The sequence below is a fragment of the Streptomyces sp. NPDC101160 genome, assembly GCF_044768205.1.
In the GTDB taxonomy this organism is placed as follows: Bacteria; Actinomycetota; Actinomycetes; order Streptomycetales; family Streptomycetaceae; genus Streptomyces.
Window position 1 is genome coordinate 76,435 of sequence record NZ_JBIWPJ010000002.1, and the last position, 26,818, is coordinate 103,252.

General features: G+C 71.7%; 17 protein-coding genes. 4 read left to right on the forward strand and 13 right to left on the reverse strand.

What is annotated here, in order from left to right; all coding sequences use genetic code 11:
- Positions 1 to 92: 92 nt before the first annotated feature.
- Complete coding sequence (locus tag ACIRSU_RS05890; protein WP_403789474.1) at positions 93 to 1,454, reverse strand: SMI1/KNR4 family protein; 1,362 nt, start codon at positions 1,452 to 1,454, stop codon at positions 93 to 95.
- A 117-nt stretch (positions 1,455 to 1,571) separates the two neighbouring features.
- On the reverse strand, positions 1,572 to 2,600 hold the full coding sequence (locus ACIRSU_RS05895; protein ID WP_403789475.1) for a DNA gyrase subunit B: 1,029 nt from the start codon (positions 2,598 to 2,600) through the stop codon (positions 1,572 to 1,574).
- Between the two features lie 106 nt (positions 2,601 to 2,706).
- On the opposite strand from ACIRSU_RS05895, the gene ACIRSU_RS05900 reads away from it, so the two are divergent.
- Positions 2,707 to 3,552: a hypothetical protein gene (locus tag ACIRSU_RS05900; protein WP_403789476.1), complete on the forward strand. Its 846-nt coding sequence runs from the start codon at positions 2,707 to 2,709 to the stop codon at positions 3,550 to 3,552.
- On the opposite strand, the gene ACIRSU_RS05905 is transcribed toward ACIRSU_RS05900, so the two are convergent.
- Positions 3,446 to 4,552: a LacI family DNA-binding transcriptional regulator gene (locus ACIRSU_RS05905; protein WP_403789477.1), complete on the reverse strand. Its 1,107-nt coding sequence runs from the start codon at positions 4,550 to 4,552 to the stop codon at positions 3,446 to 3,448. The two genes, ACIRSU_RS05900 and ACIRSU_RS05905, sit on opposite strands and share 107 nt — an antisense overlap.
- 184 nt (positions 4,553 to 4,736) lie before the next feature.
- On the opposite strand from ACIRSU_RS05905, the gene ACIRSU_RS05910 reads away from it, so the two are divergent.
- Positions 4,737 to 7,043: an RICIN domain-containing protein gene (locus ACIRSU_RS05910; protein ID WP_403789478.1), complete on the forward strand. Its 2,307-nt coding sequence runs from the start codon at positions 4,737 to 4,739 to the stop codon at positions 7,041 to 7,043.
- 4 nt (positions 7,044 to 7,047) lie between these two features.
- On the opposite strand, the gene tatA is transcribed toward ACIRSU_RS05910, so the two are convergent.
- Complete coding sequence (gene tatA / locus ACIRSU_RS05915) at positions 7,048 to 7,239, reverse strand: Sec-independent protein translocase subunit TatA (protein ID WP_403789479.1); 192 nt, start codon at positions 7,237 to 7,239, stop codon at positions 7,048 to 7,050.
- Between the two features lie 91 nt (positions 7,240 to 7,330).
- Here tatA and ACIRSU_RS05920 point away from each other — a divergent pair, with 91 nt between their 5' ends.
- A complete protein-coding gene (locus tag ACIRSU_RS05920) occupies positions 7,331 to 7,558 on the forward strand; it encodes a hypothetical protein (protein WP_403789480.1) in 228 nt (75 codons plus the stop codon).
- On the opposite strand, the gene mgtA is transcribed toward ACIRSU_RS05920, so the two are convergent.
- The 4 genes from mgtA to ACIRSU_RS05940 all read right to left on the reverse strand — a co-directional run bounded on the left by mgtA (position 7,537) and on the right by ACIRSU_RS05940 (position 16,842).
- Positions 7,537 to 10,149: a magnesium-translocating P-type ATPase gene (gene mgtA / locus ACIRSU_RS05925; protein WP_403789481.1), complete on the reverse strand. Its 2,613-nt coding sequence runs from the start codon at positions 10,147 to 10,149 to the stop codon at positions 7,537 to 7,539. The genes ACIRSU_RS05920 and mgtA overlap by 22 nt on opposite strands.
- Complete coding sequence (locus ACIRSU_RS05930) at positions 10,133 to 10,501, reverse strand: ArsR/SmtB family transcription factor (RefSeq protein ID WP_403789482.1); 369 nt, start codon at positions 10,499 to 10,501, stop codon at positions 10,133 to 10,135. The genes mgtA and ACIRSU_RS05930 overlap by 17 nt, the downstream gene beginning before the upstream one ends.
- Before the next feature lie 58 nt (positions 10,502 to 10,559).
- A complete protein-coding gene (locus ACIRSU_RS05935; protein WP_403789483.1) occupies positions 10,560 to 12,431 on the reverse strand; it encodes a potassium transporter TrkA in 1,872 nt (623 codons plus the stop codon).
- Between the two features lie 133 nt (positions 12,432 to 12,564).
- Positions 12,565 to 16,842, reverse strand: coding sequence for a phosphatidylinositol-specific phospholipase C domain-containing protein (locus tag ACIRSU_RS05940; RefSeq protein ID WP_403789484.1), 4,278 nt, complete (start codon positions 16,840 to 16,842; stop codon positions 12,565 to 12,567).
- A gap of 238 nt (positions 16,843 to 17,080) precedes the next feature.
- On the opposite strand from ACIRSU_RS05940, the gene ACIRSU_RS05945 reads away from it, so the two are divergent.
- Positions 17,081 to 18,352 carry an NAD(P)/FAD-dependent oxidoreductase gene (locus tag ACIRSU_RS05945; protein WP_403789485.1) on the forward strand — a complete coding sequence of 424 codons (1,272 nt, stop codon included), beginning with the start codon at positions 17,081 to 17,083 and terminating at the stop codon, positions 18,350 to 18,352.
- Positions 18,353 to 18,356: 4 nt separating this feature from the next.
- Here the strand turns inward: ACIRSU_RS05945 and ACIRSU_RS05950 are convergent, their stop codons facing one another.
- From ACIRSU_RS05950 to ACIRSU_RS05970, 5 genes are all read right to left on the reverse strand, one after another.
- Positions 18,357 to 18,554 (reverse strand): hypothetical protein, encoded by a 198-nt coding sequence (locus ACIRSU_RS05950; RefSeq protein ID WP_403789486.1) that lies wholly within the window; start codon positions 18,552 to 18,554, stop codon positions 18,357 to 18,359.
- 564 nt (positions 18,555 to 19,118) lie between these two features.
- The gene (locus tag ACIRSU_RS05955; RefSeq protein ID WP_403789487.1) at positions 19,119 to 20,033 is read right to left on the reverse strand and encodes an alpha/beta fold hydrolase; all 915 of its coding nucleotides are present in this window, start codon (positions 20,031 to 20,033) and stop codon (positions 19,119 to 19,121) included.
- Between the two features lie 146 nt (positions 20,034 to 20,179).
- On the reverse strand, positions 20,180 to 21,913 hold the full coding sequence (locus ACIRSU_RS05960) for a LuxR C-terminal-related transcriptional regulator (RefSeq protein ID WP_403789488.1): 1,734 nt from the start codon (positions 21,911 to 21,913) through the stop codon (positions 20,180 to 20,182).
- Positions 21,914 to 21,956: 43 nt separating this feature from the next.
- The gene (locus ACIRSU_RS05965) at positions 21,957 to 22,910 is read right to left on the reverse strand and encodes an NmrA/HSCARG family protein (protein ID WP_403789489.1); all 954 of its coding nucleotides are present in this window, start codon (positions 22,908 to 22,910) and stop codon (positions 21,957 to 21,959) included.
- A 553-nt stretch (positions 22,911 to 23,463) separates the two neighbouring features.
- The gene (locus tag ACIRSU_RS05970) at positions 23,464 to 26,478 is read right to left on the reverse strand and encodes an NB-ARC domain-containing protein (RefSeq protein WP_403789490.1); all 3,015 of its coding nucleotides are present in this window, start codon (positions 26,476 to 26,478) and stop codon (positions 23,464 to 23,466) included.
- Between the last annotated feature and the right edge of the window lie 340 nt (positions 26,479 to 26,818).

A 26,818-nucleotide genomic window follows, 5' to 3' on the forward strand; every position in this document is an offset into this window, starting at 1 on the left:
GTCCGGATGCTAGCCAGATGCACAAAGGAGCAGTACGCCGATCAACTGTGACCTTGACCTCCTTGATTGCGCGCGGGACTCCGTGCATACGGTCAGGCCGCGGGGCCCAGGTCGCCGTCGAGGAGCGTCTGCGTGATCCGGGGCCGGTTCCGGAGCGCCAGGATCTCGTTGGCGAGGTCCACGACCGGCAGGTGGTCCTGGTCCCGCACGTCGACGGCGGCAGCCTTCAGGCCGCGCGGGACGGCTCCGGCGTCCAGGAGGGCGCGCCATTCCCGCGCGCCGAGTTCCAGGAACTCAAGACCGGTGAGGCCGGAGACCTCTAGGGGGTCGGCCAGCGCGCCGGGCGAGGCGGTCAGCGTGCGCAGGCGGGGCAGCCCGGCGAGGGGCGCGAGACGGAACGGCGCTCCGTCGCCGTCCGGGGCCTCGACGGTCAGGACCTCCAGGGCGGGATGGGCGGCGGCCTCGACGGTCTCCAGACCCCCGGTGCCGACCCTGGCCACGGCCGGCCACTGGTCCCCGCGGCTGCCAGGACCTTCCTCCCGCAGCCGGCCCAGCACGAAGTCGGTGAGGGAGTCGGCGACGAGTTCGGCGCCGAGGCTCTGCTCGTGGTCGACCAGGACGACCTGCCCGAGATGTCCGCCGGGGCCGGGTGTCAGGTCGATCGCGAACGTGTCGCCGCCGTTGCTGCCGAAGCCGATCCAGCCCGGTGATCCGGCCAGAGCCTGCACCGCGGCGTCGGGTGTGGTGCGGACCGCTGTCGTCGCGCCGAGGTCCCAACCCGGGTTCCGGACCGCCGCGTCGACGATGTCCAGTTCGTGCAGGCCGGAGAGTTCGCAGCCGACCGCCGCACCCGCGCCGACCGCCCCGTCGAAGTCGTCGCCCCACTCCACCCGCGCCACCCGGTAGAGCACCTTGAGCTCCTCGGGCAGTGTGAGCCCGAGGCGCGTCTCGGCGGCGGCGATCTCCTCCTCCGTCACGCCGACGGCATCGGGCAGCCGTTCGCGCAGCGTCCGCTCCAACAACTCCGGATCCGCCGACGGCGCCGGCACCGCCCCGGGCACCGGATCGGGACGGCGGAGCCAGGGCTCGGGAACAGCGCCGTCGACCAGGACAAGGACCCCCAGGTCCGGGTAGCCCACAGCCGGTTCCACGACCGGACTCGGCCAGACCAGCCCGAGCGTGGTCCCCCCGTCCGGCCGGACCTCCGCCCGGAACGCGACCTCCTCGACGCCGCCGCGCGCGAGCCCCCGCTGTATCTCCTGCACCGCGGCCCGCGCCGTCGCCGACGTGCTCCCCCGATGGGCAAGACTCCAGCCGTACCGACCCACGCGCCCCGCCACCCGGGCCGACCGGCCGGCACGCCGCTCCGTGTCCTCGCCCAGCATGAGCCGCAGCACGGGCTCCCAGGTCGCGAAGGCGTGCAGCGACGACGAAGGGAGTGTCTGATTCACCATGCGACAGACCGTATGCGGAGCCACTGACAGTGAGGTGAACGAGAGTGGAGGGCCGCGGGACCCCAGGGCCCGTCGGGCGGATCGTGGCCGGGGCCGCCCTGCTCCGCCGGACACCCCCTAGCCCTGGCGGGCGGCCCGAACGATCCGGCCCACGACGGCCGCGGCCTGCTCCGGATGCCGCCCCAGCCATGCGCCGAGTTCCTCCCGCACGGTCTCCGCGACGCGGTCGCGCACCGCGGTCCCGCCGAGCGCCCCGTGCGTGGCACCGTGGAACTCGGGTGCGTCCAGCTTCACCGACACGACCGCCGTGAGGCCCACGCCGACGTGCGCGGCGCCCGGTCCGGGATCCGCCGGGCCGATCAGCCGCTGCTCGCGCGCGTACGCGCCGACGGCGGCCGTCATGCCGTCGCGGAAGCCCTCCTCATGCGTGCCTCCTTGAGGGGTGGGCCTGCTGTTGGCGAAGCTTCGGATCTGTTCCTCGGGGGAGTCGCTCCATCGCAGGGCCACCTCGACCGTGCCCGCCATGCGCGGATCGTCGCGCTCGAAGCCGATGATGCCGGGCTGTGCCCCGGCCCTCCCGCCCAGGAACGCGACGAAGTCCCGCGCGCCGGCCGGGTACCGCAACCGCTCCGAGCGCAAAGCGCCGCCCGGATCGCGTTCGTCGGTGAGTGTGATGTCCAACTCTCGGTTCAGGAACGCCAGTTCTCTGAGGCGCTCCCCGAGTGCGTCGTAGGAGAACTCGACGGTCTCGAAGATCTCCGGGTCGGGGCGGAAGGTGATCTCGGTTCCGCTTCCGCTCGCCGGACCCGCGGCGGCGGGCGGGGCGAGCGCGACGCCTCGCGCGTATTCCTGGACCCAGCGCGTCCCGCCACGCCGCACCTCGGCCCTGAGGTGACTCGCCAGGGCGTTGGTGACGAACGGCCCGACGCCGAAAAGCGACACGGGCACGTCATGGCGGCCGCGCGGCCGCGCCCCGGCGTAGAACGTGGTCAACAGGGCTTCCAGGTCGCGCCCGTCGGATTCACCATCGGTGTCCGCGTCATCGGCCACGCGTACGCCGCCGTCGGTGAGGAGGGTGACCGCGACCGAGCCGGCGCGGCCCGCGACGACCTCGTTCACGGCCCCGAAGTCGGACGGAATCCGCATGCGGTGGCAACCTCGCGTTCCTTCCCCCACCCGGGCGAGTGATCAGCCCCCGCCAGGGTCCGCGGGAGCGCTCCGCCCGGGCCCCGCGTACCTAGACTCCCGTCACATGTCCCTCTGGCTGCTCAACCACTTCAGCACCTTCACCCTGACGGTCTGCACCGTCGGTGCCACGGTCGTCCTCGCCGTCGTCGGCAGCCTGCTGCTCCGGCGCCGGTACCCGTCGCTGGCGGAGGGGGAGCACAACGACATGGTCGGGGTGACGCTGGGGATGTTCGGAGCGATCTACGGGATCATCCTCGCGTTCGTGATCGTCACGCTCTGGACGCAGCTGGACAACACCCAGACCATCGTCGCCACCGAGGCCACCGACGTCGCCCTCATCGCCCGGGACGGCGCCGCGTTCCCGGCCCCCGTCCGGGAGAACCTGGACAGCGCGCTCAGTGGTTACGTGCACGCGGTGGTGGACAAGCAGTGGCCCAGGATGCGGGCGGGGCAGCCGAGTTACGGGGCCACCGAGAGCTATCTGGTGAACGCGTTCGAGGTGCTGCAGACGTACGACCCGAAGGGGCCGCGCGAGGAGGTGTTCTACGAGCAGGCCGTCGGCCACCTCAACGACGTCGCCGGGCAGCGGCGGGCCCGACTGAACATGGCCGAGCAGGAACTCCCGCCGCTGCTGCAGATCCTGGCGTTCGGTGGCGCGATCGTGCTGATCCCGCTCACCTTCCTCTACGGCATGCGCAAGCTGCGGATCCAGTTGCTCTTCGTCGCCTCGGTCGCCGGGCTCATCGGCTTCAGCCTGCTCCTGGTGGTGGTCCTCGACCGCCCGTTCGCCGGCGACCTCAGCGTCAGCCCGGCGCCGTACACGGAGGGAGCGCTGGCCCGCTACTGGGATCCGGCGCGGACGGGCGCGGGCGACGTGGGGCCGGTGGCCGGGAAGCCCGTACACCGGTGACCGGAGGCGCGACCGCCGTACTGTCGCCCTTCACCAACTCCGGCAGGAGCAGCCGCGGTTCACGGGCCGTGGGGGCTGCGTTCCCGGTCGTCCGCAGGAGCAACTCCACTGCCTGCCGGGCCATCTGACGCTTCGGCAGCACCACGCTCGTCAGCGGAGACCGGGACAGCAGGCCCTCGGGCGTGTCGTCGTAGGCCACGACCGACAGGTCCTGCGGCACGCGCAGTCCCGCCGCGCGGGCCGCCTCCACGGCCGCGGCCGCGAGCACGTCGTGGGTGGCGAAGAGGGCCGTCGTGTCCGGGGCCGCGCGCAGGGCCGCGCGGGCCGCCGCGAGGCCGCCCTGGAAGGTGGGGGCGGCGGCGGTGTGGACGGCGCTGTCCGGCACGGCGATGCCGTCCTCGGCGAACGCCCTCCGGAAGCCCTCCACCCGTACGGTGTGCGCGGGGCTGGCCAGGACCGCAACGCGCTCGTGCCCGAGCTCGCGCAGATGGCGGCCGGCCAGGCGCCCGCCGTGCGTGTAGTCGAACGTGACGACCGGGAACCCCTCGGGCAGCGCCGCCTCCCACGCGCACAGCACCACAGGGAAGCGGGCGCCGGCCAGCAGCGGCAGATGGTCCGTCAGGTCCTGGTCGCCGGCGATGAGGAGGGCGTCGACGGAGCGGCTGGTGAGGCTCGCCAGATGGCGGCGGGCCCGCTCGCCGTCGAGCCGCGTGGTGCACAGGAGCAGGTGGTGGCCGCGCTCCTCCAGGGCGTCCTCGACCTCCTCGACCACCTCCGCGTAGAACGGCGTCGAGACGGTCGGCACGAACAGACCGACCGTGCGGGTGCTGCCCGTCGCCAGCGAGCGGGCGACCAGGTTCGGTACGTAACCGAGCTCGGCGATCGCGGCGCGCACCCGCGCCTCGGTGGCCGGGCGGACGCCGACGCGCCCGGTCACGACGTTGGACACGGTCTGCTTGGTGACACCGGCACGCTCCGCCACGTCCTGCATGGTCACCATGGCGCGCCCCCGTCCTGCCCCGGTCGAACCGCTCGCACGGGCTCGCAACGTAGCCCCGACCGATCTCGTGGTCAAGAACGCCCGCCCCCTTGTTTTACCGGTCAAAGAACCCCTAGGGTCCGTGCCACCAACGGCGCCGCGTGGTCCGCACGACTTCGAACACCCCCTCCGACAGGGAGTACTCGTGACAACTCCGCGCAGCACATTCGCGGGCAGGCTGACCGGTGCGCTCGCCGCCGCGGCGCTCGCCCTCGCGGCCGGCGGCACGCTCGCCACGCCGTCCTCCGCCACGGCCGCGTCCGCCACGGCCGCGTCCACCGGCGCCGGCAAAGCCGCCAGGACGGGCACCGCCAGGACGGACACCGCCACGTACACCGTCACCGTGGGCGCCAAGGGCTCCTGGACCCACCCCGACGACACCCCCGCCGCCCCCTACGTCGACAAGGACGGCACCTTCTACTTCCAGCAGTCCCACGCCCTCTACGGGGCGAACGACTCACGCCAGTGGAACTTCTTCACCGGCAGCACCATCGACACCGCCGCCCGGTCCGGCGCGATCAGCGACGCGGTCGACCCGGCCAACTCGAACAACCGCAACAACGACACCACCTGGCGCTGCAACAACAGCCCCACCGGCGTCGAGTCCACCCAGGCGCCCGCCGGCAGCGGCTACGCCCACCGCAACTACTGTGACCTGGCCGGGGTCTGGGTCGACCCGGACACCGGCGACTGGTACGGCCTCGTGCACAACGAGTTCACGCCGCAGCCCTTCGGCGACGGCATCCACTACGACGGCATCGACTACGCCGTCTCCACCGACCAGGGCCGCACCTGGACCGTCAGGGACCACGTCATCACCTCGCCGTACAGCACCAGGCGCGGCGACACCACCGCGTTCCCGCAGCAGACGTACCACTACGGCACCGGTGACCCGCGGCTCTTCGTCGACACCGCCTCCGGCTACTTCTACGCCTTCTACGGCTCCCGGATCGTGAACAAGGGCGGCGGCTGGGCCGCGTTCTACGGCCATGTCGCCCGCTCCCCGATCTCCTCGAAGATGGCCCGCGGCTCCTGGCGGAAGTGGTACGGCGGCGCGTGGACGCAGCCCGGTGTCGGCGGCCGCGAGAGCACCATGGTGCCGGTCGGCGCGAGCAGCACCACGGGGTACGTGCCGCCGGCGAAGGAGTACGACCCCGCCAACGCGGGCACGGTCAGCCAGCAGGTCGCGGCCGGCCTGACGCCCCCGACCTCGCCGCTGTTCGTCATGGACATCACGTACAACGCGTACCTCGGGCTCTACATCGGCGAGCCGCAGGCCGTCGACCAGAGCGGCAACGCGCCGCAGGAGCTCTACGCCACCGACGACCTCACCACCCAGAAGTGGTTCAGGCTCGGCGACACCGGCAGCTACAAGACGGCCTCCTGGTACCGCTGGTTCCTCGACAGCGGCAACCGGACCGCGTCCGGGATCGTCGGCCGGAACTTCCGCGCGTACTGCTCCTTCGGCTGCTCCGGCGGCTCCAGCAGCGAGTACGTCAATCTGAGCATCGACACCAGCGCGCCCGCCGCGCCCGTCGACACCACCAAGACCTACCGCATCGCCAACGCCGACGGCCGGGTCCTCGCCCAGGCCGCCACGGGCAGCCCGGCCACCACCTCGCTGCCCGCTGCCACCGGCTCGGCCCTCGAGTCCTGGACCTTCATGGCCAAGGGCGACGGCTCCTACCGCATCGCCAACGCCGCCAGCGGGCAACTGCTCGGCGTCGACGCCTCCGGCACCGGCGGCCGCGCCTGGGGCGCCAAGCCGACGGTCGGCCCGGCGGGCGCGGGCGGCTCCACCGTGGGCCAGGAGTGGTTCGTCGTCCGGGGCGCCTCGCCGACGGACAACGCCGCCACCGGCACGTACAAGCTCGTCAACCGCTACAGCGGTCTCGTCGTCGGCCTCTCCGCCGACACCTCGCGCACCGCCGAGACCACGCCGGTGCGCAGCTGGACCAACAGCACCGGAAACGCGGTGGGCGGCAGCCGTACGGCGGGGGAGCAGGCGCTCACGCTGACGGTGACCGGCACCGCCACCACCCACCTGAACGGCGTGCACACCCTCACCACCGGCGGCAAGGCGCTCGACGACCCCAACAGCAGCACGGCCGACGGCACGCAGCTCGTCACCTGGAACGCGAACTCCGGCGCGAACCAGAAGTGGACCTTCACCCAGCAGTCCGACGGCACCTACGAGCTCAGGAACGGCGCCTCCGGACTGTGCGCCGACATCGACGGCGGCTCCACCAGCGCCGGCGCCCGCGTCATCCAGTGGCCCTGTCACGGCGGCGCCAACCAGCGCTGGACCGCCACCCGGCTGTCCTCCGGCGCCTACACCCTCGCCTCGGCGAAGAGCGGTCTGCTGCTGACCACGGCGTCGACCGCGAACGGCGCCCTGGTCACCCAGCAGCCGGACACGGGCGGCGCGCTGCAGCAGTGGACGATCGGCTGACGGGTCAGTTCTCCGGTGCGGCCGACGGTCCGGTCGTCGTGCCGTCCTCCCGCATCGCCCGGGTCTCGCTCTTGAGGATGCGCAGTGACTTGCCGAGCGAGCGGGCGGTGTCCGGAAGCTTCTTCGAGCCGAACAGAAGGATGAACGCGAGCGCGACGAGCAGCAGATGCCACGGTTCCAGTGCGTTGCGGAGCACGTGAGCCACCTTTCCTGAGCTTGAGTGACGGCACCCCATGATAGTTCAATAGTTGCGCAAGCTTTGAAGTCGCGACGTGGGGGTGGACGAGATGACGGACCAGGAGAGCGCGCTGCTCGTCGGCGGGCCCGCGAGCGGCCTGCGCGTGACGGTGACCGGCCGGCCGCGCATGCTGCTCGTGACCTACCCCTGCGCGGTGGATCCGGACTGCCTCGAGGTGAGGGGCGAGGTGAAGGTGGACGCCGTGCACGTCTACCGGCTCGACCCGCATCCGGCCGACGGGCCGCCGCGCTACGGCTACGACCCGGCGAGTCCGTAGCGCCTCCGCGCCACCCGCAGCGCCACCGCGTACAGCGCGAGCACGGCCGCGAGCAGCACGTAGTACAGCGACGGCAGCGGGGCCATCGCCAGCATCGGGCCCAGGGGGGTCAGGGGCAGCACGAGGCCGACCGCCGCCAGGGCGGCGGCCGCGCGGCGGACCGGGCCGGGCGGCGCGCCGTCGCCGCGGGTGCCGCGCAGCACCACCATGACCAGCGCCTGGGTGAGCAGGTTCTCCGTGAACCAGCCCGCGTGGAAGAGCTCCTGGGCCCGGTCCGACGTCCAGGTGCTGAGGACGAGCACCGCGAAGGTGGCCACGTCCGCGACCGCGTTGAGCACGCCGAAGCCCGCGATGAAGCGCAGGAAGCCGCGGTGCCGCAGCCGGACCGGGCGCCGCAGCGCGGCCGGGTCGGGGCGGTCGTAGGCGAAGGCGAGCTGGGCGGCGTCGAAGCACAGGTTCTGCACGAGGACCTGGGCCGGCAGCATCGGCAGGAACGGCAGCAGGAGCGCCGCCGCGAGCATCGCCGTGACGTTGCCGAGGTTCGACGACAGCGTGACGCGCAGATACGTGGCGATGTTCGCGCCGCAGAACCGGCCCGCCGCGACCGCGTGGTCGACCGCCGCCAGGTCCTTCTCGGCGAGGACCACGTCCGCAGTCTCCCGTACGACGTCGACGGCGCCCTTCGGACAGATGCCGACGTCCGCCGCGTGCAGCGCGGGCACGTCGTTGGCGCCGTCGCCGAGGAACCCGGTCACATGGCCCGCCGCGCGCAGGGCGGCCACGATCCGCGCCTTGTGCTCGGGGGCGCAGCGCGCGAAGACGGTCGTACGGGAGAGGGCCTCGGCGAGCTCGGCGTCGTCGAGCCGGTCGACGTCCCCGGCGGTGAGCACCCGGCCCGGATCGAGGCCGAGTTCACGGCAGGTGTGCGCGGCGGTGCCCGGATGGTCGCCGGTCAGGATCCGCACCGCGACGCCCCGCTCGGCGAGACTGCCGAGCGCCGCGGCCGCCGTCGGGGCGAGGGCGTCGCGCAGCACGACGAAGCCGAGGAAGGCGAGGCCCCGCTCGTCGGCCGGCGTGTACTCCCGGCGGCGGGCCGGGCGGTCCGCGAGCGCCACCGCGAGCAGCCGGGCTCCCGTGTCCGCCTCGCGCGCCGCCCACGCGAGCAGCCGCTCGCGCTCGGCCCCGTCCAGGGCGCACCGTTCGAGCACCTGCTCCACCGCGCCCTTGACCACCAGGATGTCCGTGCCGAGCCGGCCCGGCCGGCGCACGACGGCGGTCGCCAGGCGCCGTACCGGATCGAAGGGCAGCGCGGCCACGCCGTCGCAGTCGTCGAGCGGGTCGTCCAGCGGGACCTCGCCGCCCGCGACGGCATCGGCGGCGTCGAGGACCGCCTCGTCGAGGGCGTCGGGAGCGGGCAGTTCGGCGAGCTGGAGCGTCCACCAGGCGTTGACGCCGGCCCAGCGCAGCACCTCGGGCGCGTCCCGGCCGTGCGCGTCCACCGCCCGCACGACGACCGGCCGGTCCTGGGTCAGGGTGCCGGTCTTGTCCAGGCAGAGCGTGTCGACCGCGCCGAGGTCGTGCAGCGCGGGCAGCCGCTTCACGATCACCTTGTGGCCGCGGGCGAGCCGGGCGGCGCCCCGGGCGAGCACGGTCGTCACCACGACCGGCAGCATCTCCGGCGTCAGCCCGACCGCCACCGCCACCGCGAAGGGCAGCGTCTCCAGGCCGCGCCCGTGCAGCGCGGCGCCGGCCATGAGCACGAGCGGCGGGGTGAGCAGCATGAAGCGGATCAGCGTCCAGGAGATGCCGTGCACGGCCTGCTCGAAGGCACTGTCCCGGCGCCGCCGGGCGGCCCGCTCGCGCACGTGCGCGGAGGCGGAGCGGGTGCGGGCGCCGGTGGCGACGACCACGGCGGTCGCGCTTCCGTACGCCACGCTGCTGCCGAGGAAACACAGGTGCGGCCGGTCGAAGGGGCCCGCGCCTGCCCCGTCCGGCGCGTCGAGCGGATGCTTGGCGACCGGCGCCGACTCGCCGGTGAGCGCGGCCTCGTGGACGCGCAGACCACTGGCGCGCAGGAGCCGTACGTCGGCGGGCACCAGGTCGCCGGGGCCGAGCCGGACGACGTCGCCCGGCACCAGCTCCGTCGCCGGGATCTCCCGGGGCGGCGGCGCCGGCCCGTCGGGCGCCGGGCGGCGCAGCACCGTCGCGGTCGCGGCCACCGACTCGCGCAGCGCGGCCATGGCCCGGTCCGCCCGGTGCTCGCCGGTCGAGCGCAGCAGACAGCTGACCACGACCAGGGCGAGGACCACGGCGCCCGTGCCCCAGGCGGCGACGGCCGTCGATATCAGGCCCAGGCAGAGCAGCACCGCCGTGAACGGGTCGCGCAGCGCGCGCAGGAAGCGCCGCGGCCGGGACACCGGCCGCCCGGCGGGCAGCACGTTCTCCCCGTACCGGGCGAGCCGGCGCGTCGCCTCCTCGTCGGTCAGGCCGCGCGGTCCGCTGTCGAGCCGGCGCAGCAGCTGGAGCGCGGTGAGCGAGGTGAGCGCTTCGGGTGCCGGGGCCGGTGCGGTCGTCTCAGGCACCGGTGCCATGGCGCCGTACCGGTGTGCGGGCGCTGAGCTGGCCCACCATCACCCGTACCACCGCCACCACGTCGGGATCGTCCACGGAGTAGACCTGCCGCCGGCCCTCGCGCCGGGAGCCGACCAGGCCCGCCAGCTTCAGCTTGGTCAGGTGCTGGCTGACGGCCGGCAGCGCGCCGCCGACGCGTTCCGCGAGCCCCGTCACATCGCTCTCGCCCTGCGCCAGCGCCCACACGATGTGCAGCCGCGCGGGCGAGGAGAGCAGTCCGAAGGCGGCCGCGGCCTCCGCGAGCACCTCGGCCGGAGGATCCGCGAACCCGTCCGCGGCTCCGTCTGCGGCCCCGCCCGCGACTGCCGCCACCCCTGCGCTCCTCTTCCGGCCCGAATCGAAGCCCCAAGTCTACGGGGGGACGCGCCGCCTACTGCTCGGCGAGGACCACCACCGCGTCCTGCGGGCCGAGGACCAGCGGGGCCGTCTTCGACGGGTTGAGGAAGATGCCGTAGGTCGGCGGCTCCTCGCTGTGCCGGGCGAGGCGGTAGCCGATCGCCGTCTCGCCCTCGCGCCGCGCCGCCTCGACGACCGTGGCGAAGTTGGCCTCGGCTCCCGGCACCACGTAGTCGGACGCCGGCTTGAGGTAGATCTCGGAGCCCTCCGGGTTGAAGAGGTCGACGAAGACGTCGTACAGCGCACGGTTCTCGGTCAGCTGGGTGAGCAGCAGGCTGATCACCTTGGTGCTGACGATGAAGTCGTCGGCCTTGGTGACCTGGGCGACCTCGCGGTTGGCGTCGTCGTTCATCTCCGTGACGATCGAGTAGGGGTCGCCCAGCGCGTCCTCGATGTCGCGCAGGTGGAGCAGGGTGACGAGCGTCCGGTCGTCGGCGGGGCCGGGGGCGACGGTGTCGTCGGAGAGGACGACGATGTGCCGGTAGCCGCCCAGGTCCAGGGCTTCGAGCGAGGAGCGGCGGGTCGGCTCGCAGTACTTGTAGCCCACCGTCAGGTTCGTCACCGGCTGGTCGAGCGCGGTCTCGGGGCGGCGCGGCGCCGCTATGTCGAGGGTGGAGCCGGGCTGCACGAAGCTGTCGAGCAGGGTGACGAGCTTGGCCGTGCGGGAGTTCTCGCCGATGAGCAGCGTGCGGTCGAGGGCGGGCGGCTGGGCGGGCGCCGAGGTGATGGCCTCCTCGACGACCCGGGGGCGGGTCCGGGCGGGCCGGATCAGCAGGTCGTCCTCCGCGATCACGAGGAGCTCGTCGCCGGCGTGGACGACGGTGTCCATGGCCGGATTGACGAGCACCTCCCCGCCCCTCCGGCGCAGCCCGGCCGGCGCCCCGATCTCGAAGGCGTGCAGGGCCTCCCCGTACGTCTTCCCGACGAGGGCCGGTTCCTCGCGGAGGTAGAACTCGTTGCCGACGAAGCTCAGCAGCTCGTTGAAGACGCCGGACAGGCCCGTCTGGCGGTGTGCCTGGGCGATGAGGCGTACGGCGATGTCCTCGGCGTCGATGACGAGCGCGCCCTCACCCGCCGCGAGCCGGGCCGCCGCGAGGTTCTCCGAGTCGTGCACGGCGGCCACGATGTGCGGGCGGGCGCCCCGCCACGTACGGCTGTGCAGGAGCAGCAGGACCTTGATGACCTCGACGTCCCGGTCGTGGCCCACGGACGGCAGCACCATGACCGACTTCGCGGTGTCCGGGCTGACCAGTTCCAGGTCGGTCCGCACGAGCGGGTTGCCGGAGCGGCAGATGACCCGGGTGCTGCCGGTGTCCGGGATCCGCGCCCGGATCGCGTCCTCCATCGCGACCTTGTCGCGGTCGGCGAGGATCACCACGCACGAGCGCCGCTCGCTCTGGTTGGCCTCGACCAGCTCGGCGACCACGGTGAAGACCTGGTCCGACCAGCCGAGCACGATGGTGTGCCCGCGCTCGATCAGCTGCGAGCGGCCCTTGCGCAGTTGGTCGATCTTCTGGTTGAGGCCGGTGGTCAGCACACCGATGAGCGCGCTGACGATGAAGATGCCGCCGATTGTCACGGCGAGCATCAGCCCGAGGAAGACGGGGCCGCCGGTGTCGCCGCCCATGGTGCCGGCGTCGAGCGTGCGCAGCAGGCTCATCCACGCGACGCCGAGCCAGCCGCCGTTGTCCTCGGCGTCGGTGTCCGTGAACGCCACGACCAGCGTGGAGACGAGGGTGATGAGCAGCAGCGAGGCCAGCGCCAGCCAGCTGATCAGCGCGGGTGTGCCGCGGTCCATCGTCCCGTCGAACCAGTACCGAAACCGGGTCCGCAGCCTGTCGCGCACCGCCGATCCTCCCCCGTGAATGCCGTGATGGGTCCCGGTGATCATTCTTCCACCGGGGTCGGACAGCTCTCGGGCCGGTACCGGGTGCGGCCCGCCGCTTCCGCGACGGGCCGCACTCATGGCCTTGGCGCGGCTACGGCGTCGGGCCTAGCTGCTGCCAGGCGTCGCTCGCACCGGGCTCGTCATCGGCCCTGTTCCACCACTTCGCGCGCCAGTAGAACCCGTTCCACGACACCGTGGAGGCCCAGGCGCCCGTGGTGTCCCCGGCGACGATCCGGGTGCCGGGGGAGGTGCCGGAGTCCTCCGGGGCGGCGAGGTAGGCGGGGGCCGCCCACCAGTCGTCGCCGTCCGCGTAGGCGGCGAGCCCGTACGCGGTGCCGTGCACCGGGCCGCCCGAGACGGTCCGGTCGAGCAGCGGCCTGCCGGCGGTCGCCGGATCGGTGCTGAGCGGGGCGAGCCGCCACCACTGGTCCACGCCGCCGTCGCAGTCCCGCACCGTCAGGGCGGAGCGGGCCGTGGTGGCGCCGAGGCACTGGTCGTGGCCGCTGCTGGCGGAGGTGATCCGGTACCAGCCCGCGCCACCGTCCTCCCGCACGTCCCACAGCTGGTTCTGGTTGCCGTCCTGCTTGTCGACCAGGTGCGCGTCGCCCCAGCCGCCGGGGTGGTCGAGGACGTTGCCGCTGTTGCGGTCCTCGATGATCCACTTGTCTCCGGTCCGCCAGAACGCGAAAGACGGGTTCGGGTTGTAGGCGTGGCGGCTCCACGGCGCCGCCTGGCAGGCCGTGCCGTCCGCCGGCGCCGGCGGGTCGATCACGCTCACCCCGCGCCGGGCGTCGCCGGTGGAGCCGTACTCCTGTCCGCCGACCTTGAAGGTGACGTTCGCGGGGCCGGTGATCGGCAGGTAGTACTTCACGTCGATGTCCTTCGACCTGCCCGCCGGGATGTCCTCGCAGTAGCCGAGCTTCAGCGTGAGCCGGTGGAAGTCCCCCTTCAGACCGCCCGCGTTGGAGCCGGTGTGCCCGGCGGTCAGCCCCTTGAGCTCCTGCCAGGACCCGTCCTTGACCAGCGCGGACGTGGACGTCGGCAGGTCGAGCGCGATCTCGGTGCCCTGGATGAGGGGCTGCCCGGACTTGTTGGTGATCCGCAGCCTGGGCTGGAGCGGGTACAGGTCCGTACCGTAGTCGACCAGTTCCGCCGTCACGTCGAGGACCTGGCGGGGCAGCGCGGTGGCACCGGCGCGCTCCGCCCCGTACGCGCCCGCGCCGCGCAGCGCCGTGTCGAGCCGCGTCGTGAGGTCGTAGCCGATGCCCCATTCGCCGCTGTCGCGCCGCGTGTAGTCACCGGCCAGCTCCCACACCATCACGCCGCCGATCCCGCGGTCGGCCACGTACGCCGCCTTGGCGTCGACGGACTGCTCGTCCTCGGTGGACAGGAACGTCCGCGTCGTCCCGTTCCACAGCCACGGCGCCTTCAGGGTGTCGTCGTAGTGGCGCTCGTAGGAGCCGGCGCGCGGGGCGGCCGGATCGATGCCGTAGTTCCACAGATAGGCCGGCGCCTTGCCGTCCTGGAGGTTCTTGGCGTGCCACATCGGGTTCGAGCCGGCCGGGACCTCCTGGCCGTAGGCGTCCCGGTCGTGCCAGATGTTGTCGACGCCGGTGGCGCCGTCGCCGCACGCCTGCCCGCCCAGACCGGTCCCGGGCAGACACCGGGACTGGTCGCCCTTGGCGCCGCCCCACAGCCCCGCGCCGACCCCGCCGCTGACGTTCCGCCATCCGCGCGTGTAGTAGGGGATGCCGAGGTTGATGCGGCCCGGCTGGAGCGCGCCCCGGTAGTAGTGGTACGCCCAGTCGGTGTTGAAGTAGCCGGTCTTCCCGAACTCCGGCGTGCCGTACACGCTGCCGCCCGTGGCGTTCGCCAGCTCGGCGTCGCGGCCGTCGTCGTACAACGGAGCCTGCGGGCCCACGTAGTCGTTCCAGGAACCGTGCAGGTCGTACGTCATGACGTTGACGAAGTCCTGGTACCGCAGCGCCGGCTGGGCGTCCGTGCCGCGCACCAGATAGCCGGAGCCGGAGGCTGCCGACGTGAGCAGGTAGTAGCGCCCCTGGGCGCTGCCCGCCCGGTCCAGCTTCGCCCGCAGCGTCCTCATCAGCGCGTTGTAGCCGTCCGGCAGGCCCTTGCGCTGGGCGTCGGTGATCTGCGACCAGTCCGTCGGGTTGCCGGTCTGGGGCAGCTTCGACGGGTACTCGTAGTCGATGTCCACGCCGTTGAAGCCGTACCGGCCGAGGAAGTCGACCACCGAGTCGGCGAAGGTGTCGATGCCGGCCTGGTTCACCGAGCCGTCGGCGTTCGTCGCCATCCGGTAGAAGCCGGCCGTCTCGGCCCAGCCGCCCACCGAGATCAGGGTCTTCACGGCCGGGTGCGCCCGCTTGTACCGGGTCAGCAGGTTGAAGTGGCCGCGGTACGGCAGCGAGGCGTCCATCTCGGCGCCGGCCACGCCCGGCCAGGTGAACGAGGTGGCCTCCGGGCCGACCGCGATCCGGTGCGACGGATCCACGTGCGCGAAGGCGTAATTGATGTGGCTGACCTTGCTCCACGGGATGTTCTTCACCAGGTAGCGGGCCTCGCCGTTGCCGCCGGTGCGCCATCCGGTGAAGTACCCGACCACGCGCCGGCTGCGCCCGTTGCCGAGCCACTCGCGGCCCTCGCCGTCGTACACGTCGCAGTAGCGCGGGCTGGTCCCGGGCACCGGCGTGAGTCCGTCCGGACGGCAGTCGCCGCTCGCGGCCGGCTTGGTGCCCCGGTCGTCGGGGCTGGTGTCCACGGGGTCACCGGCGGCCGTCGGGTCCCTGCCGGGCGGGGGAGTGACGGGGTTGGCGGGGGTGCCGGGGTGGTCGGTGTCGTTGCCCGCGCAGGCACTGAGCACGAACTCCGAGTCGTCGTAGGCGTCGAAGACGGTCAGACACTGGCCGGTCGCCGCGTTCCTGAGCCAGGTGCCGGCGAACGTCCACTGCTGGTTCTTCCCGTCTCCGCAACTCCATTGCCGTATGCGTCCGTTCGACACGTCCGCGTCCAGGCACTTGCCGCTGTGGCCGTTCACCATCCGCGACCGGTCGTCGAACGACCACTGCTGCTGAGTCCCTTGGCCGCAGCCCTGCTGGCGCACCCGGCCGCCGTCCCGGCGGCCGTCGCCGTCGGCCGGATCCACCTCCACGCACCGGCCGCTGAACCGGGAGCGTACGGTGCGGTCGTCACTGGTCGCGAAGCTCCGCCGGTCCTGGCTCTTCCAGCCCACCGGCACCGGCCGGCCGTCCTGGCCCGGGTTGCGGTTGATGATCTGGGCGACCAGACCGCCGCCGGGGTAGTCCATCATCAACACGCCGGTGTTGTAGGCGATGTCGGCGTGGTCGAAGTAGTCGTACGCCCAGTGGTTGACGCCCCAGTAGCCCCGCCAGCCGCCGGCGGTCTGGTACGGGAAGCCGCCGGCCAGACCACTGCCCGGATCGCCGGCGCCGTTGAGCCAGGTGTAGTACAGGTGGTCCGGGTCGGTGTCCTCGCTGGCCACCTCGATCTTCGTCCGGACGCGGTCCCATTTCCACTTCGCGTCCGAGACGGTGAACTCGTAGGCGTCCTCGACGAGGCGCTCGCTGTTCCCCGAGTTCAGCCCCCAGCCGTTGATCGTGCCGCCGCAGGCACCGCGGAAGGTGTTGACGACGATCTTCCCGCGGACGTCGCCGATCCTCGGCGGTGCCGGCCTCGGGGTTCCGTCGGGACGCGGGACCGACGGGCCCCAGAAATACTGCTTGTACGCGACCTTCTCCGTGTACTTCCTGAGCTCGGCGTCCATCTCCGCCGCGGCGTCGTCGCCGCAGGAGCCGCCTTCCTTCTTGAAGCTCACCAGCACCGTCTCCGAGGGATGCGCGGCGAGCCACTTCGTCAGCGGATCCAGCACCCCCTCACCCAGCGCGTGGTGCTGCCCGGCGATGCCGTGGTACAGCCACAACTTGTCGTCGGGATCGGTCCCGTTGGGATAGACCCGCAGGTCGAGGGCGCGGATACCGGAGTTCAGCTGCTGCGTCAGTCCGGTCTGCGAATCCGGCGGGAACCACTCCTGCGCGGTCGCGAGATCCCCGCCGTAGTAGGCCATGGTGTCGTGGGTGCCCGGGATCGACATGAACGCCAGCGGCGTGTCGTCCGGCACGGTCCTCATCCAGTCCGGGTTCGACGTCGTGCCCAGGCTGTTGTAGTACGCCCAGCCGTACGAGCCGTCCGCGGAGGCGGCCTGTGCGGGAGCCGCCTGCCCGATCACGGCGACGAGCCCGGCGAGCAGGGCCGCCACCAGCCCGAAGGGAAGAAGGGCGGGGCGGCGGGGTCTCGATGTCCGGCCGGATGATCTGCGCGGCCTGTGAGCCATGGATGATCCTTTCGACATGCGCGCCGATGTGGGTGTTCTCGCCGGAAAACGTTGTCAAGGAGCGTTCAACGAATACTCAACGTCGGGTTACCGCCGCCGTTTCGCGCCGCCTGGCCCGGTTCCGGTCGCGGAGCCGGCCGCCACTCTTGACAAACGGTCATGCTCCTGACAGCAGTTGGTCTCTACACCGAACAGAGCCGCACTCACCGCAGCACACCCACAGGGGGGCGATCAGCGCATGACCAGGCCTGAGAGCACGGGACACGACTACGACGTCGTCATCAGCGGAGCGAGTCTCGCCGGCAGCGCCGCCGCGATCCTGCTCGCGCGCCGCGGCGTCAGGGTCGCACTGCTCGAACGGCGCTCGGACCCCGAGGCGTACAAGGTGCTGTGCACCCACTCCATCACGGCCAACGCCTACCCGGTCCTCGACGAACTCGGCCTCGTGCCGGCGCTGGAGAAGGCGGGCGCGGTCCGCAACGAGGCGCGCTGGTGGACGCGTTGGGGGTGGATCGAGCCGCACGCCGCGAAGGCGGGACCCGAGCTGCCCTACGCGTACAACGTCCGGCGCAGCACCCTCGATCCGCTGATCAGGTCCCTGGCGGCGCGGACGCCCGGCGTCGAGCTGCTGCTCGGTTACCAGGTGACCGGTCTGGTCCGGGAGGCCGGGCGCACCGTGGGCGTCCGGGCGTCGGGCCCGGAGGGCGAGCGCGAGATCCGGGCCCGGCTGGTGGTCGGCGCCGACGGCAAGGACTCGGCCGTGGCGAAGTACGCCGAGGTGCCGACGCGGACGCACGAGAACGCGCGGTTCGGCTATCTCGCGCACTTCCGGGACCTCCCGCTGCCCGGCGGGATCGGCCAGACCTGGTTCCTCGAACCCGACATGGCGTACGCGTTCCCGAACGACGACGGGGTGACGGTCCTCGCCGTACTCCCGGGCAAGAAGCGGCTGCCGGCCTTCCGGGAGGACCTGGAGGGCAGCTTCCACGAGTTCGTCCGCGCCCTGCCCGATGCGCCGCCCATCGACTCCGCCGAGCGCGTCTCGAAGATCATCGGCACGGTCGACTACCCGCTCGTCACCCGCGAGCCGACCGCGCCGGGCCTCGCGCTGATCGGCGACGCGGCCCTGACCGGCGATCCCCTGTGGGGAGTCGGCTGCGGTTGGGCGCTGCAGTCCGCGCGGTGGCTCGCGCAGGCGGTCACCCCGGCCGTCACCGGCCGCGGCGACCTCGACCAGTCCCTCGCCGCGTACGCCCGCACCCACCGGCGCCGACTGCGCGGCCACCAGTCCGTGGCCGTCGAATTCGCCGCCAGGGCCCGCCCGTTCAACCCGGGGGAGCGGCTGATGTTCTCGGCGGCGGCGCGCGACGAGGCGATGGCGCGGCACATGTACCTGTTCGCGTCCCGGCTGATCGGTCCGATGCGCTTCCTGAACCCCGTCGCACTGGCCAGGGCCGTGGCCGTCAACCTCAGGCATCGCGGCGCGGCCGCGTCACCGGCACGGCCGTGATCCCTCAGCGCCCGCGGGCCGCCAGGCGGTCGAGGTGCCTCTGGACGAGCTTGGCGAGCGCGGGCCCGTGCTCGTAGCCGAGCGGGGCGAGCTCCGGGGGCAGCACGTAGCCCTCGGGCATCGGCCCGTACGTCTGCTCCATGAGCTGCCGGTGGGCGTCGGCGAGCAGACCGGGCCAGTCGCCGGTCAGCGGCGGGCGCACGCAGCGCCGCGTCCAGGTTCTCCAGCCGGCGCCGCGCGTCCAGGAACCGCTCCTGCGGCAGGGAAACCACCTGTAACGCCCGGTCGTTGTCGAGCGGCCGGTAACCGGGTACGCCGGCGGGGGAGACGCCCTCGACGGGCAGGCCGTGCCGCGCCCCGACGGCCCGCACGGCCAGGAGCGCCGACTCGTCCAGCGGCCCGGACACCGCGTTGAGCAGCAGGTACGTCCCCGCCCCGTAGCCGTCCGGCCGCGCCGCCGTCCCGGCCTGCTTTTGTACCGCCGCGCGCCAGGCCGGCCAGCGCGCCGCCGCCTCCACGGCCATCCCCAGGCGGCCGTGCGCCAGGCCGACCAGCGCGCCGCCGCCTCGTGCCCGCGTCCGTCGCGTCCGCGTCGGTCACGTCCGCGCCGGTCGCGTCCGCGTCGGTCACCTCGACATCCGTCACGCCCACGTCCGTCGCGTCCGCGTCGGTCGCGTCCATGTTCCCGTCCGTCACAGCGTCCCGTCCCGTCCCGTACGCACCGGCTCACAGGCTTCCCCCGGCGCGCGAGGTCACACGCCCGGCGTCAGAGGTCCCCGGGGACCCTCGACGTGCCCATCGCCGTGCGCAGCGCGTCCAGGAACGCTCCCGGCTGTTCGGCGGCCGGGTCGTCCCGGCAGTCCTCGATGACGTGCAGCGGCCAGCCGTACCGTTCGCTCGCCGCCCGCGCCGTCCGCAGGCGTACCTGGAGGTCGTGCCGGCCGTGGATCAGATCGGTGGGGACGCCGATGCGCGCGAGGCCGGCGGGCGGGACGGGCGGCACACCGACCCGCGGGATCAGGCTGCGCAGGGCCGCCTGCACGCCCGGTGTCCTGGCCCGGTCGAGGGCGTAGTCGAGGAGCGGCTCCCAGTGCTCCCCGGCCTGTTCGCCGACCCGGTCCATGTCGAGGAAGCACCGGTCGAAGAGGCGGTCCCGGCTCTTCGCGGTGGGCCGGGCGACGAAGCGCATCATGGGCACCGCGAAGCTCGGCGCCGGCCGGAACCAGCCGAGACCCAGGGTGTCGACCAGGACGAGCCGGGCTGGCCGGTCGCCGTGCCGCACCGCGTACCGCACGGCGATCGCGCCGCCCAGCAGATGGCCGACCAGCACGGGCGGCTCCGCCCCGCAGGTCCGGTCGATCAGCTCGTCGAGCCAGGCCACGACCCCGTCCGAGTCGAGGCGCCCGTCCCGTACCTCCGACGCGCCGTGGCCCGGCAGGTCGGGAACGATCACCCGGTGGGTCCTGACCAGATCGGGGACCACGTTGAGCCAGACGGCGGCGAACTCGCCCTGGCCGTGGAGGAGCACGATCGGCGGCCCGTCACCGCCCTCCAGGACGGCGGTGTCCACCCCTGCGGCAAGGATCCGCCGCTCGGTCAGCGGCATGGCGGCCGTCAGCTGTGCGCGCGTGTCGTGGGTGTCGTGGGTGTCGCGTGTGTCGCGCGTGTCGTGCGTGTTCATGTCGGCCTCCCTGCTCGGTGCCTGTTCCTGCTCTCTGCCGACGAGGCCAGGATCCGAGCCCGGCGGGGGCGTCCGCATCGGGCGCACGCACCAATCCGCCGATGCGTGACGTATGGGTGTTTCTCCGTACCTCGACGCGGGCGGGGTCACACGAGGTCGTGCTCGTACGCGTACGCGGTGGCGGCGGCCCGCGAGGAGACGCCCAGCTTGGTGAACATGTTGCTCACGTGGCGGGCGACCGTCTTGTCGCTGATCACCAGGCTCTCCGCGATCTCCCGGTTCGACGCGCCCGTCGCGATCAGCCGGAGCACCTCGATCTCGCGCGGCGTCAGCCCTCCGGGGCCCGGGCGCCCGGCCCGGTTCGCTCGTCCCATGAGCCGCCGCACCTCATCGAGGGCCGGCTCCGCACCGAGCCGCTCGAAGACCTGGCGGGCCGCTTCCAGCTCCATCTCGGCCGTGTCGTCGTCGCCGACCTGGCGGTACGCCCGCGCCAGTCGCAGTCGCACCCGCGCCGCCTCGTAAGGAGCCCCGTTCTCGTGCCAGGCGGTCCACGCCCGGCGCAGCGCGATGCACGCGGCGTCCGGTTCGCCGGCGGCCAGCAGCACCGCCCCGTGGGCATGGGCGGCCACGGCCCGCAGGTACGGCGAGTCGAAACCGGCGGCGAGCTTGTCGAGCTCGTCCACCGCCAGCTGCGCGTTCTCGACGTCTCCGGCGGCGAGCTCGATCTCCACACAGCCGGCCAGCACCCTGGGCCGCTCCTCCGGCCCCTCGGTCTCCAGGAGCGCGCGGCGGACGGCGGCGGCCGCGTCGCCGGGCCGGCCCTGCTCCACCCTGAGCAGGGCGAGTCCCGGCTGCGCCGGATGCCCCAGGGCGCCGGCCTCGCGGTAGCAGCGCTCGGCCCGGACGTACTCGCCACGCAGCCGGAACAGCTCGGCGCGCTGGTACAGCGCCATGCCGAGGACCGGGTCGCCGGGCGGCACGGACAGGTGCTCGCACGCCCGGCGCGCCTCGTCCATCGCCTCGGCCCACTCGCCGCCCAGCTGCATGATCTCCGAGCGGTGCACCATGCACTGGCCCCGGTAGGGCCGGAGGCCCTGCTGCGCGGCGCACCAGCGACTCAGCGCCGCGGTCCACTCCCGCATGCGGCGCAGGTCGAAGACGCCTCGGCAGGCGAGGATCACCGCGCAGTAGACGATGCCGGCCGTGATCGGCGAGACCTCTCCCGTGGTCACCGCCACCATCGTCTCGTCCAGCATCACCACACCCTGCGCCACCCGCCCCTGCGCCATCAGCGACTGGCCCTGCCCCAGCCCGCCGAGCGCCCGCAGATCGGCGTCACCGAAGCGGTCGGCGATCTCCGTGATCTCCACGAACGAGCGCCTCGCCGCCTCCGCGTCGCCACCGTCCAGGGCCCGCAGGGCCGGGGGAACCCGCAGATATCCCTGCTCGGCGCAGTCGAGCGCCGCGTCGTCGAGGACGCGCTGCGCCCGGGCCAGCCAGCCGCCGCCGCGGGCGTGCTCTCCCTGGAGCAGCAGCGTGAGCCCGAGCCAGAACGCGCACCGCGCGGCCGAGGCCGTAGCGCCCTGATCCCCCGGATCGCCGTGATCCCCCGGATCCCGGTGTTCCTGACCCCTCTGAGATCCCTGGTCGCTCTGAAAGCCCTGATCCCCTTGGCCCAGGAACGCGCGATGGGCCCGCTCCCAGGCCCCGGTCGCCGCCTCCACAGCACCGGTCAGGTACGCGGCCCGCGCCAGCCGGTCGAGATCGTCGGCCCCCAGCGGCGCCCGCAGATCGGCGGCCGACAACTGCTCGTACGCGTCCCGCCACGCCAGTCGCTCGTACGCCTCAAGCCCCTGCGTACGTGGATCAACGGTGCCCACGAGCGCTCCCGCCGGCGAGGAGTCCGTACCGGCAGCGTACGCGTCACGACCACGCGGTGCGGAGCTGCTCGTGGTGGGCGGCGAGCCAGGTCGCGAAGTCCTGGAGGGCGGGGTTGAGGTCGCGGACGGCGGTGAGGTCCCGGGCCGCGGTGACGCGGTGCTCGCAGTCGGCGTAGTACTGGAACATGTTGCCCGTCTCGTCGGCGCCGGGGAATCCCTGCGCCCGCCATTCGTCGGGGGTGAGCGGCTGGTAGCGCACCGGCTCGCCGACCGATTCGGTGAGCGCCGCGGCCATGTCGGCGACCTTGAGATGCTCGCCGGCGATGCTGACGGTGGCGGCGATGAGGTCGGTCCCGCGCCGAAGGACGGCGAGAGCGGTCCTGCCGATGTCCTGGACCGCGATGCCGGAGAGCCGCTTGTCGCCCATGGGATAGGCGAGCCGGTGCACGCCGTCCTCGCCGCGCTGCGGAGCGAACGAGCCGAGCAGGTTCTCCCAGTAGAACGTCGTGCGCAGGAACGTCGTCGGCACTCCCTCCTCGGTGAAGAAGTGGTCCGCCTCCGCCTTGCCGTCGAAGTGGGGCACCTTGTAGTGGTCCTGGAGGGTCGGCATCCGCTCGTCGTCGAGGGGAACGCAGTCGCGGGTGTCCTCCAGCGTGGACCAGATCGCGTGCTGCACCCCCGCGTGCGAGGCGGCCCGGGCCACGGCCTGGGCCTGGGCCTTCTCGCGTTCGGCGGACATGTGCTCCCAGAAGTTCGTGACCACGAACGCGCCGTACGCGTGCTCGAAGGCCGGCGCCAGACTGGCCTCGTCGTCCATGTCGGCCCGGACGACCGCCACACCCAGCCGCTCGAGCTCCCGCGCCGCGTCGGATTCCGGGTGCCGGGTGACGGCACGGACCTCGAAGTCCCCGTCCCGGTCGGCCAGGACCGCCCTGACGAGACCACCGCCCTGCCGCCCGGTGGCACCGATCACCGTGATGATCCTCTTGTCGGTCATGATTCGATCGCCTCGCACGTCTTCCCCTGCGCGTTCCCTGCCTGCGCCTGGGCATGCACACGCGCCTGCACACCTCACCCCTAAGCCGCTGACCTGCGAAAATCGACTGGAGAGCTGCTCTGAGCTGCGGCGATCCATCCTTCAGGTCATTTCGCCGTGCTGCCGCCGGATGCGGCCGATTTTTCCCAGCGGCTCCCCAACGGGGCTTCATCCTCAGCATATTGTCCCCGTGGAGAGTCTCGGAGGGGACTCGCCGCTGGCCAGTGGGCGACTGCGCACGGTGGGCTACACCACATCGACTGGCCGTCTCCCGTTCTGCGTCCTGCCGGGGTCGCTCGGCCTGGCGGCGAGCCCATTCCGGCTGCGCAACCGGGCGGCGTCCCACGGACGCGACCCGCACCGGGTCGTGCGACTCGTGCTGGGTCGGCGGCCCCCGCCGCTCAGTGCGGTGGAGGCGTAGCGCGGCCCCATCCGTGGCGAGAGCATCGTTCGTCCAAAGCTGTGCCTCGGATGGGGCTGTCGAGCAGCGGATTCCCAGATGAACTTCTGCGGTTCAATCCGAAAGGGCTGCAGTGGCTGTCATGGCAGCCATGGAGGCGATCAGCCGCCACCCGATCTCGTGCGCTGGGTCGAGTAGGGACTTGTCCGCTCCTTCAAGCGCTGCAAGGAGCGTCTTGATTTCGGTCCGGTCGCCACCATCGACGGCGCCCAGGAGTTGGAGCACCAGTAGCTTCAGCGGCTGGTCGGGCTCTCTTGCCAGACGTTCCCCATCGGGATGGTTGATGATTTCCACCAGCTTGCGGAGCACGGGAAGGGCCGCGGTGTCGTTCTGGATGAAGGCCATGCCGACTTGCAAGCCGACGTTGTGGACGGCGGTCGCAATGGGCATGGGGTCCAAAGTCGAAGTTGTCGCGAAGCCGGCGAGCTTCGCGAGCTCGGCCTCAGTTCCGCTCCAGCACTTCTGGAACGCCAGAGCCTCCGCCAACAGGGCGATTACGTTGATCCGCATTGCCAGGGGAAGCCGAGGATCGCTCAGCAATGTCCGGCACCGTTGCTCGATCTCGTGGTCGGGCAGGTCCCTGCCACTCAAGGCCTGCGTGATCCGGCCGATCTCGGCAAGGAACTCGGAGACGGCCGTGTTGGGGAGCCGTTCGGCAAGCGTCTGCAGGTCGGTGATCAGACCGGCCACCGGCTCGCCCGGCACCTCGCGATGTGTTGCTGCACGGAGCGTGACCAGGACATTGGCGACCGGGTTGACCGCGTCGATCGGGCGAGATTTCGCGATCTGCTGGGCAAGTTCGTGGATGCGCATCAGGTGCGGGAGCAAGTCGTCCAGTCGTGCACCCTGCTTCCTCATCAGATCAACGAGGGGCACCCGTGTTTTGAGTTCGAGTACCGGTGCCGGGACCGTGCGGTCCATGAGGATGGCCAACTCCGACTCGAAGGCGATCCGGGCTTCGTCCAGACTTCCCGTACGGAGGTGAGCCGTTCCGAGGTTGCCGTACAGGACGGCGAGATCGTCGGAGGTGATCCCGAGCCGAAGGGCGTGCCCGGCGAGGCATTGTGCGTGAGGGACCAGCTGGTGCATGCGGTGTTCGTCCTCGTCGTCGATGAACTCCGCGAGCCAGCCCTGGGTGTGAAAGGCGGCGCGGCTGAGGATCGGCTCCATGCTGCCGGAGCCTTCCAGCCGTCCTCGTACGACATGCTGCACGATCTCATTGATGCTGATCGTCTCGTCGAGCTCGTCGTTGTGATCCGGCCCGTCTTGATGTGGGGCGCCCGCACTGAGTGGTTCGCCTCGTTGTACGAGGGACTCGCTCCGCAGGGCGCGGTGGATCTCCAGCACGCTGAGAGAGTTCCGAGGCGACTCGACCATGACCATCGGCCCCTTCAGGCCACTGCGTAGCGCTGACTCTTTCGATAGCACGGCCGCAGCGACCATGAGCTGGAGCGGGATTTGGCGGGAGGCCATGTACGAGGCAGCGATGATCGATGCGAGTGCCGCACTCGATGTGTCCTGCTCCCGCTCGTCTTTCGCAGCGCGGCCGATCCGCTGCAGTGCCACCAGGATGGCCGAGACCAGCGTGCGAGGGTAATCGGCTGGGACCGACTGCTCGTCGTCCAGCGCTCGATCACGGATAATCTCCAGGTAGCGCGGCGCCTCCGCGAGTCCGAGCCCACAGCCGGCCAGGTAGCCACAGGCCAGCTCGATGGCCAGAGGCCAGTGCTCCAGGTTCCGCACCAGCTCGGTTGCCGTCTGCTCATGCGTCTCGCTCCACAGGGCGTTGTCCGCGGACAGGCGGAGTCGGACCAATGAGACGGCCTCGTCGGTGGTGAGCTGTGCGACGTTCACCCGCCGTGGGTGGGTTGCCCAGCTACTCTGGTTGGTGGAAGTGATGATCACGTGGCCCCGTCCACCGGTGGGCAACCAAGGGAGGAGTCGGCGACGGTCCGATGCGTTGTCGACGACCATGAGCCATCGGCCTGGGAGTGCGCTCAGGAGGGCGCGCACCCTGTTCCGCAGGACCTCGGAGTCCATGTTCGCCTGCTCGTGCTGCGGCGCGAGCCAATCGTGCAGGATGCGGTAGGAGGCAACCAGAGCTGCATCGCTTTCCGCATCGAGCCAGAAGATCTGGTCGTACGAATCCGCGACGTCGTGGGCATAGGCGGCAGCGGCACTGGTCTTCCCGATCCCGGACAGGCCCAGCACGGCACAGCTTCGTACCACTCGGTCCTCGGGTGACTCAGTGAGCGCCCGGTGCAGGCTCGCCATCAGTTCAGGCCTGGGTAGATCCGGCTGTGAAGGGACGGGCCCGACCATGATGCCCCAGTCGAAGTTCCCCAGGTCGTGGGCGAGGTGAGTGGACTCTGTCAGCAGTTCGGAACGGAATTCATCCAGGGTCAGCACACCGTCGAACTCACCGCAGGCCCTTCGGAAGATCTCCGACACCAGGTGATTGGTCATGCGCCCTGCCGAACGCAGGCCGAGGCCGCTGCGCTGCTTCGAACGAAACCTCCTGATACGCTCCCGCAGGTGTTCGCGCAGCTCATGAGGCTCGCGGGAATCCGGCACGATGCGAGCGCGACTCAACCGTGACAACTCGTCGTGGTTAAGGCTGTGCAGGTTCTCTTCCTGCTTCGGACTTCGCTCCAGAAGCGTGGCCAGCTTCAGTCGCAACTCCTCAGGATCGGTCAGGTCCAGGAGGCGGTTCAGGTGAACGGCCTTGGCATGCAATCTCATATTCGTGATCAAGCTGTAGGTCTTGGCCCTCGGCCTGGCCTTGATCATCCGCACGAGTACGGCAAAGGCGGCCGGGGCGGACAGCTCGGTGCCAGGGCCTCCCGATTTCACTTGTGCCGCCAGCACGGGGGAACTGCCGTGACCCACCAAATCGAAGTCGATCGCGTCTGTGTCGTGGGCTGCCTCTCCGATGGTGCACGTTGGTTCGATTAGCGCCGCACTTACACCTGGGCGCAGCCCCTCAGCGGTGGCCAGTAGCTCCTCAAGCGTGACCAGATATTGGTACTGAAATCCGAAGGCAGCAGCCTGCCCCCCACGCTCCGCCATATCGGCTGTTCCTTCCCTAACGGCAAGCCCTTGCTGGTCGTTCAAGGCTAAGCAGAGCCGCTGACAACGCGGTGTGTCCTGAGAGGATCACGCGAGACGTGGGAGAGTCGGCTGCGATCAGGCGCACCCGAAGGACTGTTGATCATCCTCAAGGGCATGGTTTGAGGCACACCCTTGCGGCCGTCGTGAGGAAGAGGCACGAGCCGCCTGGAATGCCTGCGCTCGGGGCCTGGTTGGTAGGTCGCCCTTGCGCATGATTGCACCCGCTAGCGGATAGCTGGAGGGCGTCGGGGAAGACATCTGCGCCGGCCGTATCTCAGGCCGAAGGCTGGGCCTTCCA